Source organism: Streptomyces sp. NPDC102467, assembly GCF_044765445.1.
Taxonomy (GTDB): Bacteria; Actinomycetota; Actinomycetes; order Streptomycetales; family Streptomycetaceae; genus Streptomyces.
The window spans coordinates 183242-197627 of record NZ_JBIWKA010000020.1 but is presented as its reverse complement, the minus strand read 5'-3'; the positions used below and the strand labels follow the sequence as shown (position 1 = coordinate 197627).

Sequence of the window (14386 nt, the reverse complement as noted above, 5' to 3'; positions counted from 1 at the left end):
GAACACCAGAACTGGCCCCAGCCCGCCCGCGCCGGCGTTCAAGCCGTCCGCATCCAACGACCCCAACCCGCCAGCCCGTAAAGCAACAGCATTGCTTTTAGAGTGCGTTTCGTATGCGGCCAGGACGCTTCGCAGGTGCCGCTCGTTGACGATCAGCACGCGGTCGTGGAGTCCTCTGCGGCATCCGGGATGCGGCTCGCCGCGACAGGCGCACGCCCACGCTGGTCCGCGGCGCGGACGTGGCGAGCGGGGCGGCGGCCCTGCGGGGCATCAGCGAGGTGGTGGAGGCGGACCCGGTGGCGTAGGACGAATGACGGCACGATGTCGCCCCTCCCCGAAATTAGCCAGCTGTCATCCTTGGCTCATCCTTGGCCGCGGAGGAGTGGGCCGGCCGGCACAGCCCAGCGTGGGTGGCCGGGGAGCTCAGCTCGTGGTCGTCCTACGCCGCCGCAGGCGCTGGGAACTTCCCGGTGAAATAGAGCCCCGCAAGGTTGGCTTTGATCGCATCCTTGTAGCTCTTGGAAAACTTGTTTCCTGATTTCTCGGCGTAGCGGGCGGTATTTTCTTCGCTGTCCAGCGCTGTCGTGATCTCCTGCAGCAGCCTCTTCTCGTTGTCATTGCCCCGTTCACTCACATGCCGCTGCATGAGGTCCCAGAGGTTGGAGGTGGGGGCCCAGCCGGCCGCCGTCATCCTGGTCTTCGTGTCCGTGGAGAGTGAAAGGTCGCCTCTCCCCATATAGAAGAAGCGGGGCTTCGCCTGGTTGTCATCCGCGTGGGTCAGCATATTTTCGTTGCAGACGATGTTGTGGTACTCGACCAGCGCCTTGCTGTTTCTCGTCTGGTTGATGTCGATGCCCCCTTCCTGCTGCTTCTGGTGGCCGAGCTCGTGCATGATCGTCTGATTCTTCGTGTAGTCACCCGACACCTCATGGTTGACCAGCAGGACCCGGTGCTCCTCGAAGTAGGCTCCACCGCCGGCCGAGGAAATGATCACTCCGGCATCGGTGCCGTCCACGCCGGTGACCGTATTCACGTTCAAGGCCGCGACTTCGGGGGTGAGGTTGATGCGGCAGTCCGCCGGATATTCGGAGAACGGAGTCGCCGCGGACGTGTTCGCGGGCACCTCGACCACCATGGGTGCGCTCGCCAGTCCCAGCTTCTCCTTCCACCTGTCGATGTCCTCCGTGTTCAGAGCGCGTTGGACCGTCCCGTCCCCGGCCGCCGCCGGCCGCTGCTCCGCGGCCGGTTCCGAGGCCCGCCCGGCGTGCGGAGCGGACACGGACATGACGCGTCTGGCTGTCGCCTCCGCCTCCCGCTCGAACCGGTCCGAAGGGTCGCTGACGCGTAGCCCGTCACCCCGGGCAGTCCCAGCCACCGGTCCCTGGCGCTGCTGGACGACGTGGGTGAGTTCGTGGGCCAGGGTGTGCTTGTCGGCGCCGCCGTCGCCGATGACGATGCTGCTGCCCGAGGTGTAGGCGCGGGCGCCGATCTCGCCGGCCGAGCGCTGGGCGGTTGGGCCTGTGTGCAGGCGTACATCGGAGAAGTCCGCGCCGAGACGCGCCTCCATCTCCTGCCGCAGCGGCGCCGCCATGGGCTGTCCTGAGCCGCGCAGGACGTCGTGGACGGCGGAGCGCTGCACGGGCGCGGTGTCCTGCTCGTGGCCGCAGCCCTCGTCGTGTTGGTGCCGGGCCTCCTCGATCAGGCGGCTGACGGCGGCGTTACCGATGCTGCGCTGCAGGGCCACGAGCGCGGTCCGGGGCACGTCTTCCTGCGGCGCGGCGGAGACCGCACTCGTACGGAGGGCCTTTGCTGCCCTGGGAGTCCTGTCCGCGTCCTGAGCGCGCATCAAGAGCCTTTCTGTGCAGTCGATCCGGGCTGCTCCCCTGACTACAGCACAGGGACACATCCACGGAAGTACCGAAAGGGCAGCACAGCTGCACGGGCACTTGCGCCCAACAGCCGTCATCCGCCGCCCACATGGCGGTCGGGTCCACGCGCCGTTGTGAGCGTGCACCCGACCGGCTGGTGCGATGGTGCGCGTGTGCAGGTCGGAGCCTCGACGGAGGCGACCGCCGCAGGCCCCGGTCAGCCCATGGATTCCAGGGTCCGGCCCTTGGGCTGCACCCCGGTCCGGGCCCCACGAGCGAACGCGTACATCGAGCGCTGGATCGGCGGATGCCGCGCCGGTCAATCGTCTGCGCGCTCGGCCAGTGCCATGTTTCGCGCCGGGGCGCTCGATGGCCGTAGGACCGAGACCGCCTCGAGCAGCGCGAGAGGGCGTCCGGACATGCCGCCCATGCCCAGCCCGTCACGCACCCGCGCAGTCGACGTGAGTGGCGGAGGCGAAGCCGGAACCTCAGCTGACGGGCCGGGGCACGGAGCCGCTCACAGTGCGGTGACCACGTCCTTCAGCAGGAGCCCGGCGAGCGTGGCGAAGGTCAGTCCGGCCGCGATGTTGACCGCGGTGGCCGCCGTGGGGCCGTGCAGCAGCCCCTGCCCCAGCCGGCCCGCGCACAGGCCGATGGTGCTGTCCCAGATCAGGCCCATCGCGAGGAAGATCAGCCCGAGGGTGACCAGTTGCAGCCAGAGCGCTCCTCGGTCCGGGTTGGTGAAGCGCGGGAGGAAGGCGGCGAAGAAGAGCACCGTTTTCGGGTTGAGCAGATTGGTGACCACGGCGCGGCGCAGGACGTCGCGGCCGGGGGGCGTCGCCGTGGCGTGAACGAGAGGCTTCCGCGCGGTGCGCAAGGTCTTTACGGCGAGCAGGCCGAGGTAGAGGCCGCCCGCCAGTTCCAGCGCCGTCAACGCCAGGGGGGTGGACTTCAGCAGGACGGCGAGGCCCAGTGCCGCAGCGGTCACGTGGACGACCATGCCCAGAGCCATCCCGGTGGCGGAGAGCAGGCCTGCCCGCGGTCCGCGCTCGACGGCGACCGCCACGATGTACGCGGCATCCGGTCCCGGAGCGACGGTGACGAGTGTTACGGCCACCAGATAGGCCGGCAGCAGTGTGAGGTCGAGCATGGTCTCCTCCAGGGTTTGCCCATCTGCCCGGACATCTCTGCGTAACGCATAAAGGCCACTCATGACGTTACCGAGTGGAGCGCGTCCCTGCAACGTGAAGAAGCGGCTCAATGCGTTACGGTGAAGTTATGGACTGTGGAGGTAGAACCGTCACCGTGTCCGTGCTGACCCCGGAGGTACTCGTCGATCTGGTCAACGGCTGGGGCGCCCGGCCTCGCCAGGAGGGCCTGCGGACCGACGAGCCGCTGCCCCGCCTGGACTCCCTCGGTGACCTGTCGCTGCCCGGTGCGGTGCGGGACGCGCTGGACGCGGACGCCGTGGCCCGCGTGGCGGACGCGATCCATCCGGTGTTCGCCGCCGCCGACGCGCCCGGCTGCGCCGACCGGCTCACCCGGCTGCTCTCTGCCGCCGGAGCGCGTCCGGTGCTGGCGGCCGCGCCGGACGACACGTTCCACGCCGTCTGGTCCGTGGCGGCGACCGACGACGCGCTGCTCGCTGCCGTCGCCGTCACGCTGCGCACCCACCTGGCCGAGCACGGATGGGGGCGCATCGGGTTGTGCGCGGGCGCCCACTGCGCCGATGTGTACATCGACCAGTCGCCCGGCGGCCGACGCCGCTTCTGCTCGGTCACGTGCCAGAACCGGGCCCGGGTGGCCGCCTTCCGCAGCCGCCGGGCGGCCGGCGCCGGATGACCGCATCCGCTCGCGCCCACCCGGCGCGGAGGACGCGCCGGCTCAGCTCGGCAGCGGCATGGTGATCTCCTCCAGGTGGGCCGGGGAGCGGGCGCCGAGCAACTGACCCGCCGTCACCTCAAGCCCGTGGTCACGGGCGAGCTGGAGTCGGATCCTGCCGGCCATGAGGGAGTCCGGGCCGTAGTCGCTCAGCGGGCGTCGGCCGTCGAGGTCGGAGGCCTCCATGCCGAGGGCGGCCCCGGCGAGGTCCGGCCACGGGCGAGCGGTGCGAGGAGGCCCGGACGCGGCGGGCTGCTGAGCCGTGCTCGCCGCCGCCTCCGCGTCGACGCGCGCGTCCGGCCGAAGGGGGCAGTCGCGGCGGTACCGGGGGAGGAGTTCGCCGCTGCCTTTGGCGGACACGCCGGTCACGGCACGGCTGTTGAAGGCGGAGGTGTTGCCCTGGGGCGCGAGCGGCATCGCGTCGCCCCGTCCACGGCGGCACCGGCGCGGCGGACACGTCGATGCACAGGTCGGATGTGCGGGGCGTGCAGGATGTTTGAGGCAAGGCGGTCTCGACACCGCGAGGGCCGGCGTGCACGCACGAAAGCGCCCGGACTTCGGCGACGGCGGACTAGGACCGTCGCCCCGGGGCCTCGTGCGGGATGCCGGGCCGAACCGTCTGACGACGTGACCGCAATGACATCCACCTCCGAAGGAGCAGTTCCATGGCCCTGACCCGCGAAGAGCGTGAGCAATTCCTCGCCGAGCCGCATGTCGCGGCCCTGGCGGTCGACGCAGGCGAGGGAAGGGCGCCGTTGACTGTGCCGATCTGGTACCAGTACGCGCCCGGCGGCGATATCTGGATCCACACCGGCAAGGGCTCACGCAAGCATGAACTCATCGCGCGGAAGGGCCGGTTCACGCTCATGGTCGATCGCCTCGAGCCGACCGTCCGTTATGTGTCCGTAGAGGGTCCGGTGATCTCCACTGTCCCCGCCACCCGCGCGCATCTGACCGAGATGGCGTCGCGCTATCTGCCGCCCGAGAAGGTTGAGGGCTACGTCGAGTACGCCGAGGCGAACCATGGCGAAGCGGTCGTCGTCACGGTCCGCCCGGAGCGCTGGGTCTCCTCCGACCTTGGCAACGTCTGACCGGTCACGGTCGTCGCGTCGACGTGACGCTGCCCGCTGCCCGCACCCCGGACGGACGACGTACTGGAGATCCCTGCGGATTCAGCAGGCTCCGAGGTCCTGCCAGACGCCCCACTCACCGGTGGTGCCGGGCTCCTCGCCCGTCGTCCACCACTTGGCCTTCCAGGTGTGGCCCTTGTACGACACCTGCTGGCCTCCTGTGTAGATCGTGGCCGAGGCCCAGGGCGCCGCCGTGCACTGGTTTCCGTTGCCGCCGGTGACCGTCAGGGTGTACGTCGCCGAGTGCGCGGCCGAGGGACTCGCGCCGCTCACCACGATCGCGTACGTGCCGTTGACGGCCGCCGTGGTGGTGGTGAGCGTGAGTGTCGAGGTTCCTCCGGCCGTCACCGAGGCGGGGCTCAGGGAGGCGGTGACGCCGGCAGGTGCGCCGCTGACCGTGAGGTTCAGGGTCTGGGCGGAGCCCGATGTCACCGCGGTCTTCACGGAGGTGACGGCGGAGGCGCCGGCCTTGACCGTCGCGGCGGCCGGGGTCGCCGTCAGCGAGAAGTCGTTGCTCGGGGCGGTGGTGCCGCTGGTGAAGGGCTCGAAGATGTGCGAGAAGTCCCAGGTGTTCTGTGCGATGCCGGAGCAGCCGTCCGCGGCGGCGCCGCCGGGGCAACTGCCGTTGTCGCGCTGGAGTGCCCAGAAGGAGATCATGTTGATCCCCTTGGCGACCGCCCAGTCGTACACCTGCTTGGCGTTCGCGAGAGAGAGGGTCTCGGCCGGGCCGAAGTCGTCGACGCCGGGCATCTCGGTGACGCCGATCATGCCCCAGAGCTGGGCGGCGGTCTTGCTCGGGTAGAGCTTGGCCAGCTGGTCGTACAGCCCCTGAGCGGCGGTCTTGGTGTCGGCCGCCATGTCGTGGGAGGCGTTGTCGTAGTAGTCGAAGGTCATGATGTTGGCGACGTCGACCCTGGCACCGTTGGTCACGGCGTTCTTGAGGACGGCGAGACCGCCGGCCGCGAGGCCGTGGGTGGTCGTCGGCAGGGTGTAGGAGATCTCCAGCTTGCGGCCGTTGGCGGCGGCCCAGTCCTGGACCTTCTTGATGGCCTTGTTCCGCCGGTCGATCCCAGCGGTGTTGTCCAGCGAGTCGACCTCGATGTCCATGTCGAGCCGGGGGATGTCGTAGGTCGTGATGACCTTCTCGTAGACGGCGGCGATCTGGTCGACGTCCGTACAGCTGTCGGCGATCTCGGTTCCGGTGGTGTCCGCCGTGTAGCCGCCGAAGGACGGGATGACGTCCCCGCCGCGGCCCTGGATCGTCTTGATGTCGGAGCCGAAGGAGGTCTGGGCGATGGGCAGGGAGGTGTCGCCGTTCCAGTAGGCGGTGCAGGATCCCTTGGCCGCGGTCTGGAGGAACGCCATCGTCAGGTGTTTCGCGCCGGACTGGGCGCTCAGGGCGGCAGGACTCTCGCCTGTCCACGACTCGAAGTACGGGGCGAAGACATGGGCGGGCAGCGGAGTCGCCGCTTGGGCGGGGGTGCCCGCGACCGCACTGAGGCCCAGAGCGGCCACGGTGGTGGCCGCAGCGGTGATAGTGGCACGGAGGGAACGCATACGTCTCATGGCCATCCAAGAGGTGATGGGGCGTCAACTGGGGCGTGACGCGCGGGCGTTGCCTATGAGGTAGTCCTGTTGCCATGGGCAAGTCAATGGTCTGAACCAAATTAGGACTAGACCAATCAAGGGGGTGGCCATCAACGACAACCGGCTGAGTGGCCTGCGCGTACGGGGTTTGCGGCAGGTGTGCCGCTCCACCGGCTGCGTGACCAACTGGCCCCCCGTGTCGCCGACATGACGGCGTCCGACTCGACCGCGTGACTCCGCTTGCCGGCCGTGGCATCAGTACTCAACTGTCAACTGAGGCGTGTTTGCGGGAAGTTGCACGACTGAAGGTGCAGGACCTCATGTCGTCGGACAGCATGTGGTGATGGGGCAGGGCATGGTCTTCCGTACCCACGGCTCTTACCATGGTCGACCAGTGGGATAAGGGGGAGCGTGGTGGCGTGGATGGCATTCCTGCTCGGGCCGAACGGGGAACACCTGGGAATGGGTATTCCGATATCCAAGCGCAGGGTCCTGACCTGTGCTCATGTGCTCGCTGAGCGGCCAGGACCCGAACCTCCTCGTGAACGATATCGAGTGCAGATAGCCAGAGAGGGTGAATCGGGGACGGTGGAGACGGCGGCGACCGCCGTCTCCGAGGCGTGGCTGCCGGACGACGACGTGGCCGTCGTCGAACTGGACGACGAGCCTCTGCCCAGCTTCCGTCCCGTCCGTTTCCGGTCCGACACCGCGGCGGCCATGTTCCCCGCCGCGCAGGGGGCGAGGGTTGGCGGGGAACCCGATGACCGGGTCAGGGTCTACGGGCCGGTGGACGGCGGGGCCGTTCACATGTGGGTGCGGCTGCGGCCGGGCGGCCGGGAGGTCAGTCGTCAGGGCTGGCTGCAACTGGACGCTGCCGACGCGGTCGGAGCGGGGCAGGTCGGGGTTCAGCCAGGTTTCAGCGGCGGCGGGGTGTTCGACGCGTCCGGCAACGTGGTCGGCATGCTCGTCGAGCGGCTCGCCGGCGCCAACGGCGAGGTCCCCTTGGTCTGGGCGCTGCCCGTCGGATTGCTCGCTCGCCTGCTGCCGGGCATTGTCGTCGACGGGCCCACGGGCGAGGACCGGTTCGCGAGGCTCGCCGACGGTCTCGCCGGCACGCGCAGTGAACAGGACGTCGCCATCCTGAGACGCCACGCGCGCGGCACCATCGACGTGTACGAAGTCTCCGGCACGCACGGTTCGCGGGGTGCCCACAGCGGGCTCGAGCGCGACATGCGCGACGCGGCTACGGAGCCCGGGGCTCTGCGCGCGTACGTGCACCAGTGGTGCGTCGCGAGCGGCGAGGCGAACCCGGTCGACGCCGCCGAGGCGTTGCTCGACGAGTTCCCGCCGGACGTTCTCCCGTTCCTTCTCTGGCGGCGGATCCGCAAGGAACTGGCCCGTTGCGTCGCCGAAGACGTGCCGGTGGAAGGCATCGCGCAGGGGTTGCTGGCGAAGTGGGGCCACTCCCGGTGCGAGTGGCTGGAAGGCGGTGGGGACTACGCGGAGAGGGTGGCCGACTGGGCCGTTCGCGCTGTCGAGCAGATTCTGGTCGACCCCAGGGAGGACGCCCCCCATCCGGTGATCGATCTGCTGCTGGCCGTGGGCGCGGCGTGCCCCACCCGTGAATTACGGGACCGCTTCGCCGAGTTGCGCCAGGGCGTGGCGCGCGAGCTGGGGGTACGTGCCCATCCCCGGGGCAGGACGGTGGCGGAGGACTGGAGGTCGGTGGGCTACCAGCTGTGCTTCGTCATCCACCGAGCGGGGCCGGTCGAGCAGTACCACTTGCGTGTGCTGTGGGGGCTACGGCTCCGGGACGCACCGTCGGAGATCCTTCTGGAGGGCGACTATCCCTCGCTGGACGCCGTGCGGTCGGCCGCGATGGCCTGCTATCGCGACCGGGTGGATGCCGGGCGGGAGCACGACGAGGTGCGCATCCTGGTGGAGTTCCGGCTTCCCAGGCGCCACCGGTTCGAGCCCGTGGACCGGTGGACCTGGATGTCCCCTTCCGGGGTCGAGGCCGGTCCGATCGGAGCCGAGCACGAGCTGATCGTCCGCGACCTCGAACAGGTGGCGAGCCGGCACGGGCGCCTCGCGCTCCGGGAGCGGCGACGGGCCCATTTCGCGCGGCCGGACCGGGAGTTCCGTCCCCCGGCCGCCCTGATCGACCGGGACGGTTCCCTGACGGCGGCCCGTGCCCGGGACGCCGCACGTGATCCGGATGTGCTCGGAGGCGTGCTGATGCGGCCTTCGCCCCACTGGGGTGACGTACTGGGAGATGTGTCGGGCACACTCCTGGACGGCGGCCTGTTCGCCGTCGTCGTGGTGCGCGAACCCGCCGCGGCGGGGCAGGTCGAGGAGCTGCTCCGGTCGCTGTCCGTCCCGTTCGATCAACTATTGCTAAAAATAAGACAGTTGAGAGCGGGAGGCGGCCCGTCCGCGGTGGACCTCCGGGAGTGCCTGACCGTACTGTGGAACTCGGACGACGAGCCTGGAGGGGTCGCATGACGGCGATCGGAGGCCGGTGATGGCGGAGGAGTCACCCGGCTCCCGGGACATTCCGTCGTGGTGGGTGTTCACCGGGTCGGGAACGCGGCGCGGGTCGACAGCCGCCCCACCGCTGCCCAAAGCGCCCCCATGGCGCCGTTTCCCTGCGTCGGAGGAGCACGAGACGCTGCCGCAGCCCCCGGCCGCGGACGAGGACGACCGCACCCGACGCCTTGGCAGCAGGAGGGAGGGGGGTCTCGACGCCTCGGTCCTCAACGTGGTGAATGCCGCCATCCATCTGCGGCGCCCCCTGCTGGTCACCGGCGAACCCGGCACGGGGAAGTCGACGCTCGCGCACCACATCGCGGCCGAGCTCGGACTCGGCCGGGTGCTGTGGTGGCCGGTCGTGAGCCGCACCACCCTGCGCGACGGGCTCTACTCCTACGACGCCATCGGCCGGGTTCACGAAGCGGGCATCGCAACCGAGTCGAACCGCCCCCGGAACAACACGGCGCGGCCTCGGCTCCGCGGCGACGAACGTGACGACGAAGTGGCCGCGGGAATCGGCCGCTACCTCACTCTCGGACCGCTGGGCACCGCACTGCTGCCCTGGGCGCGGCCACGCATGCTCCTCGTGGATGAGCTGGACAAGAGCGATCTCGATCTCCCCAACGACCTCCTGCACGTCCTGGAGGAAGGAGAGTTCGGCATCCCCGAGCTCGAGCGGATCGCCGTCTCGCACCGCCAGGTCGACGTCGCCACCTCGGACCCGGCACCGACGAGAACCGTCACTGTGCATGGCGGTCGGGTGCGGTGCAGGGAGTTCCCGATCGTCGTCTTCACCAGCAACGGCGAGCGTCAGTTCTCGCCCGCGTTCCGCCGCCGCTGTATGGAGATACGGATGCCCGCTCCGACCGGCCGACGGCTGGCGGCGATGGTCGCGTCGCATTTCGACGGCGCCGACGAGGCCGCCGTGCGCTCGCTCACGGCGGAGTTCGTGGAGCGCGCCGGGAACGGCTCCTACACAGCCGACCAACTGCTCAACGCCGTCCACATGGTCACCAACGGTGCTGTGTCGACCAACGGAGGAGGAGGCGACTGGGAGGAGCTGCGCGAAGTGCTCTGGCGCGATCTGACGGCAGATGGGTAGCCGATGGCGGACACCGGCCCAGTAGGTCTCCATCCTTCCGCCCGAGAATGGGCGGAGGCACTCTGGCTTGCCCGCAAGCTCTCCGCACGGCCCGGTGACGACCCGCCCGGCCCGGACAGTCACAGCCGGGACGAGGACATCCCGGACCGCCCACCACTGCCCCTCCCGCAGGAATGGACAAGCGACCAGGACGGCGCGACACCCGACGACGGTCGTCCGGAGCACGACGGACCCGCGGAACGGCCGGAAGGCCCTCCCCTCGCCGACGAGCACAGGCCGGCACGAGCGAAACGGCCCGACCTGGTTCCTGCGCCACCGCCCGCCGCGACCCGAGGACGGAGCGAGGCCGCCTGGCGGGAGCCCCGCCGGCTCGCGGCCGCCCTCAGGCCGCTCGCCCGACGACGTGAGGTGCCAGGAACCGCGCTGCTGGACGAGGACGCGACCGCTGAACAGGCGGCCGACCACGGACTGTGGCTGCCGGTCCTCGTGCCCGAACGCCGACGCTGGTTCGACCTCGCCGTCATCATCGACGACTACCCGACCATGGAACCCTGGAGCGGTGCCGCGGCCGACCTGGTGCACTCCCTGCGTGCCAGCCGCGTCTTCCGTGACGTACACGTCTGGCACACCAGGGCCCCCGCCCAGGGGCGGACGGGGACGCACCCGTTCGTGCGGGACCCCGCGGAGCTGCTCACCGGCGACGGAAAACGCCTCTTCCTCGTCCTGAGCGACTGTCAGGGAGCGGACTGGCGGCCCGACGGCCGCTGGCCCGTCTTCCTGCGCCGCTGGGCGGAGCACGGACCGGTGACCGTGGCGCATCCCCTGCCCGCCCACATGTGGGGCGACTCCGACGCGGTACCGCGCGACATTTCCGTCCGCGTCCCTGAACGCGGCGCCCCGAACCTTTCCTGGGAGTTGCGCCGGGACGGCGGCTGGACAACCGCCGCCGTCACTCCCGGCCTGCCGCTCGCCGTCCCCGTGATCGCATGGGACACGCGCTGGCTCGCCGCCTGGGCCTCTCTCGTCACGGCGGGCGACCACCCCTACTCGGAGGTGGCTGCCCTGCTCCTGGAACCGCCGGCCAGGGGGGCCGTGCGCACGCCGGACGAACCCGTCCCGCAGAGCACGCAGAGCGGGGCGGAGACCGCAGGGGTATTACGGACGTTCTTCGACAACGCCTCGGCGGCCGCCCGGGAGCTCGCCCTCCACCTCGCGCTGGTGCCACTGACACCCGACGTCGTGCGGGCCGTGCGCGAGGACGCGGCCGACGGGCACCCGCTGCCCTGGGCCGAACTTCTGCGCAGCGGACTCGTGAGGGGAGACCGCGAAGGCAGCTGGACATTTGGGGCCGGCGCCAACACGGAGGAACGCATACGCGCCGCGCTCCTGCGCGGAGTCCGCAGAAGCGAACTGTGGGATGCGCTGCGCAGCGCCTCGCGTTCCGCAGGGCGCGCCACCGGCCGGGACGACGTCCTGGATCTGCTCCTGCACTCCGACGGCCGGGCCCGCAGCGACCTCGACGCGTCCTTGCTCACCGCTGCCGCACCAGCGCTGGGTGCGCTCGGAGTGCACGTCCGTATGGGTGGGAAACCGGTCGTGGAAGGGCGTGGCGAGGTTTCGCCTCGGCCGCAACCACCTGTGGTTCGAGTGGCACAACCCGTCGGCACCCATCACGGAGGCGCAGTGCAGGCGAATCCCCCGACCACCGAGACCCAGCAGACCGAGCAACCCCCGACCGTCCCGGTCGGGCAGAGCGACGTCCCGCAACGCGGCGTCCACCGCCCCATCCCGCTGCCGATCCCACACTTCTCCGGCCGTGGCAGAGAACTCGGCGATCTGCGCTCCCTGCTCCACGACACCGGACGTACCGACGTTCTTCCCGTCGCCCTGCGCGGACTCGGGGGTGTCGGGAAAACCCAACTGGCCCTGAAATACATGGCGGACCATCGGTCCGAGTACGACAGGACCTGGCTGATCAATGCCGAACAGCCCGATGTCGTCCGGCTGGAACTGGCGGCTCTCGCCCCCGAGGTCGGCGTCGTTCCCGACGGACAGGGCGAGGTCATCCCCAGGGTGCTGGAAGCGCTCGCCACCGGCCGGCCGGTACGCCGCTGGCTGCTGGTCTTCGACAACGCCGGCGATCCCCGCGACACGATGCCCTACGTCGAGTACCTCATGCGCGGGACCTCCGACACCCGGCACATCATCATCACCTCCAGGCACGCAGGCTGGTCCGACGTCATCCCCTGCGCGCAGGTCGAGGTCTTCACTCGTGCCGAAAGCGTCCGCTTCCTCGCCGAACGTGCGCACTGGCAGGACCATCCGGCACAGTCCGACCGGCTCGCCAACATCCTGGGCGATCTACCGCTCGCCCTCGAACAGTGCGCCGCTCTGCAGCGCACCACCGGACAGTCGATCGACGATTTCCTCGACTTCATCGAGCGCAACCACCGGCAGGTCCTTGCCGAGCGTGTTCCCACCGTGTCCCAGCCGGTCGCCACTGTGTGGCGCTCGTCCACACAGGCCCTGCGCGACAGCGTCCCCGGCGCTCTGGAACTGCTCCGCCTGCTCGCCTTCTTCGGGCCCGAACCCGTCCCTCTGAGCCTGCTGCACGGCACCCGGGTCATCCCCGGTCTGCCGCCCGGGCTCGCCGAGTTGGCGGCCGACCCCATCCTCCGCTCCCGGGCCCTGCGAGCCATAGGAAGCCAGTCCCTGCTCAACGTCGACAACGTGCGCGGCACCGTACAGATGCACCGGCTGCTCCGCCTCGTACTCCAAGAAGAGTTCGACGACACCGAACGCGCGGACCAACGCCACATCGTCCACCAGTTGCTCGCGGCCCATGACCCCGGAGACGTCCAGCAGCGAGCGGACTGGCGGCGCTACACCGACATCTTCAGCCACCTCGAGCCGACGGGCCTCATAGACTGTGAGGACCGCGGCCTGCGTGAGACCGCCCTGTCCGTGGCCATGTTCCTTCGTTTCTCGGGTGTCCCGGAGACCTGTGCCCGCTTCAGCGAGCGTCTGGTGGACCGCTGGCGGGTACGGCTGGGCGAGGACGACCCGCAGACACTGTGGGCGATGCGGCAACAGGCCGCCGCGTACTGGCTCCTCTCCGACTTCACTCGCTCCCGGCCGCTCAGCCGCCACGTCTATGAGCGGTTGCGTGCCACGCTGCCCGCGAGCAGCGAGTACGTGGTCAACGCGGCCGGTGCCTATGCCGCCGATCTGCGCACCGCCGGCGACCTGGGCGCCGCCAAGGAACTCGACACCTGGGCCTTCCAGCAGGTCGGCGCCGACTACGCGGACGACGACCCCATCGCCTTGCGCACGGCCCACAACTACGCCGTCAGCCTGCGCGTCAACGGCTTCTACCACGAGGCTCTCGCCCGCGACTGGCTCAACTACGAGGGGTACCGGGCCCTGTACGGCGAAGACGCGCTCGACACCCTCTTCGCCATCAACAACGTGGCCCGTGACCGACGCGAATGCGGCGACTACGAAGGCGCCTACCAACTCCAGCGGGACACCCTCGCCCGCTATCGGAACAGCTACGGCGACAGTCATCCGCACACGCTGCGCGCCATCAAGAACTCGGCCGTCACGTCCCGTCGCGCCGCTCGATACGGCGAGTCCCTGGACCTGGGCCGCGAGGCCCTCGAACGGCATCTGCTCTTCTACGGCCCCGAACACATCGAGTCCCTCGCCGCGGCCACCAACCTCGCCAACGATCTGCGGGTGAACGGCGAGAACGAGGCGGCCCTGGACCAGGCGTCGAGGGCAGAGGCCGGCTACCGCCGTGTCTTCGGCGATGCCCACCCGTTGACCTCCCTCGCCTCGCTCAACCACGGGGCGGCACTGCGCGCCTGTGGTGAGCACTCCCGCGCACTCGGCCTGGACGAACGCTCGGCCCGCGCCCTCGCGCGGGCCCTCGCCCCCGACCACCCCTGGCTGCTGCTGACCCGCATCAACGTTGCCACCGGGCTGGCGGCCGCGGGCCGTATCGACGAGGCCCGCGCTCTCGACGGCGATGCCGCGCAGGTGCTCACCGGTCGCTACGGGGAGCGCCATCCGGCCACTCTCGCGGCCCTGCGGAACCTCGCCCTGGACATCCTCCCAGTGGACGAGGAGGCGGGGGAGGCCCTGTTGAACAGTGTGGTCGAGCGGTTGACGGACACGCTCGGACCGGACCACCCCGAGACCCTCGCGGCCGCGGAACGGCGTCGTGCCGACTGCGACATCGAACCGCCTCCCCTGTGACCTGTGTGAGCAGCGGGAGTCGGGTC

Annotated in this window: 9 protein-coding genes; 5 read left to right on the top strand and 4 right to left on the bottom strand. The window is 70.0% G+C overall.

Annotation, left to right across the window (positions count from 1 at the left end; genetic code table 11):
• Positions 1-439 precede the first annotated feature (439 nt).
• Positions 440-1744 carry a DUF4157 domain-containing protein gene (locus ACIREE_RS35465; protein ID WP_404161803.1) on the bottom strand — a complete coding sequence of 435 codons (1305 nt, stop codon included), beginning with the start codon at positions 1742-1744 and terminating at the stop codon, positions 440-442.
• Positions 1745-2385: 641 nt separating this feature from the next.
• Positions 2386-3018 carry a LysE family translocator gene (locus ACIREE_RS35460; RefSeq protein WP_404161800.1) on the bottom strand — a complete coding sequence of 211 codons (633 nt, stop codon included), beginning with the start codon at positions 3016-3018 and terminating at the stop codon, positions 2386-2388.
• A gap of 128 nt (positions 3019-3146) precedes the next feature.
• Here ACIREE_RS35460 and ACIREE_RS35455 point away from each other — a divergent pair, with 128 nt between their 5' ends.
• Positions 3147-3710, top strand: a complete 564-nt coding sequence (locus ACIREE_RS35455; protein WP_404161797.1) for a CGNR zinc finger domain-containing protein — start codon at positions 3147-3149, stop codon at positions 3708-3710.
• A gap of 42 nt (positions 3711-3752) precedes the next feature.
• On the opposite strand, the gene ACIREE_RS35450 is transcribed toward ACIREE_RS35455, so the two are convergent.
• Positions 3753-4166 carry an acyl carrier protein gene (locus ACIREE_RS35450; RefSeq protein ID WP_404161794.1) on the bottom strand — a complete coding sequence of 138 codons (414 nt, stop codon included), beginning with the start codon at positions 4164-4166 and terminating at the stop codon, positions 3753-3755.
• Positions 4167-4414: 248 nt separating this feature from the next.
• On the opposite strand from ACIREE_RS35450, the gene ACIREE_RS35445 reads away from it, so the two are divergent.
• A complete protein-coding gene (locus ACIREE_RS35445; RefSeq protein ID WP_404161791.1) occupies positions 4415-4840 on the top strand; it encodes a pyridoxamine 5'-phosphate oxidase family protein in 426 nt (141 codons plus the stop codon).
• A gap of 81 nt (positions 4841-4921) precedes the next feature.
• Here ACIREE_RS35445 and ACIREE_RS35440 read toward each other — a convergent pair whose 3' ends face one another.
• Positions 4922-6445, bottom strand: a complete 1524-nt coding sequence (locus ACIREE_RS35440; RefSeq protein WP_404161788.1) for a chitinase — start codon at positions 6443-6445, stop codon at positions 4922-4924.
• 444 nt (positions 6446-6889) lie between these two features.
• Here ACIREE_RS35440 and ACIREE_RS35435 point away from each other — a divergent pair, with 444 nt between their 5' ends.
• From ACIREE_RS35435 to fxsT, 3 genes are read left to right on the top strand one after another with little or no spacing between them, the layout of a single operon-like run.
• Complete coding sequence (locus tag ACIREE_RS35435) at positions 6890-8971, top strand: trypsin-like peptidase domain-containing protein (RefSeq protein WP_404161819.1); 2082 nt, start codon at positions 6890-6892, stop codon at positions 8969-8971.
• A gap of 19 nt (positions 8972-8990) precedes the next feature.
• The gene (locus ACIREE_RS35430) at positions 8991-10100 is read left to right on the top strand and encodes an AAA family ATPase (RefSeq protein WP_404161785.1); all 1110 of its coding nucleotides are present in this window, start codon (positions 8991-8993) and stop codon (positions 10098-10100) included.
• Positions 10101-10103: 3 nt separating this feature from the next.
• Positions 10104-14360, top strand: coding sequence for an FxSxx-COOH system tetratricopeptide repeat protein (fxsT, locus tag ACIREE_RS35425; protein WP_404161782.1), 4257 nt, complete (start codon positions 10104-10106; stop codon positions 14358-14360).
• Positions 14361-14386 lie beyond the last annotated feature (26 nt).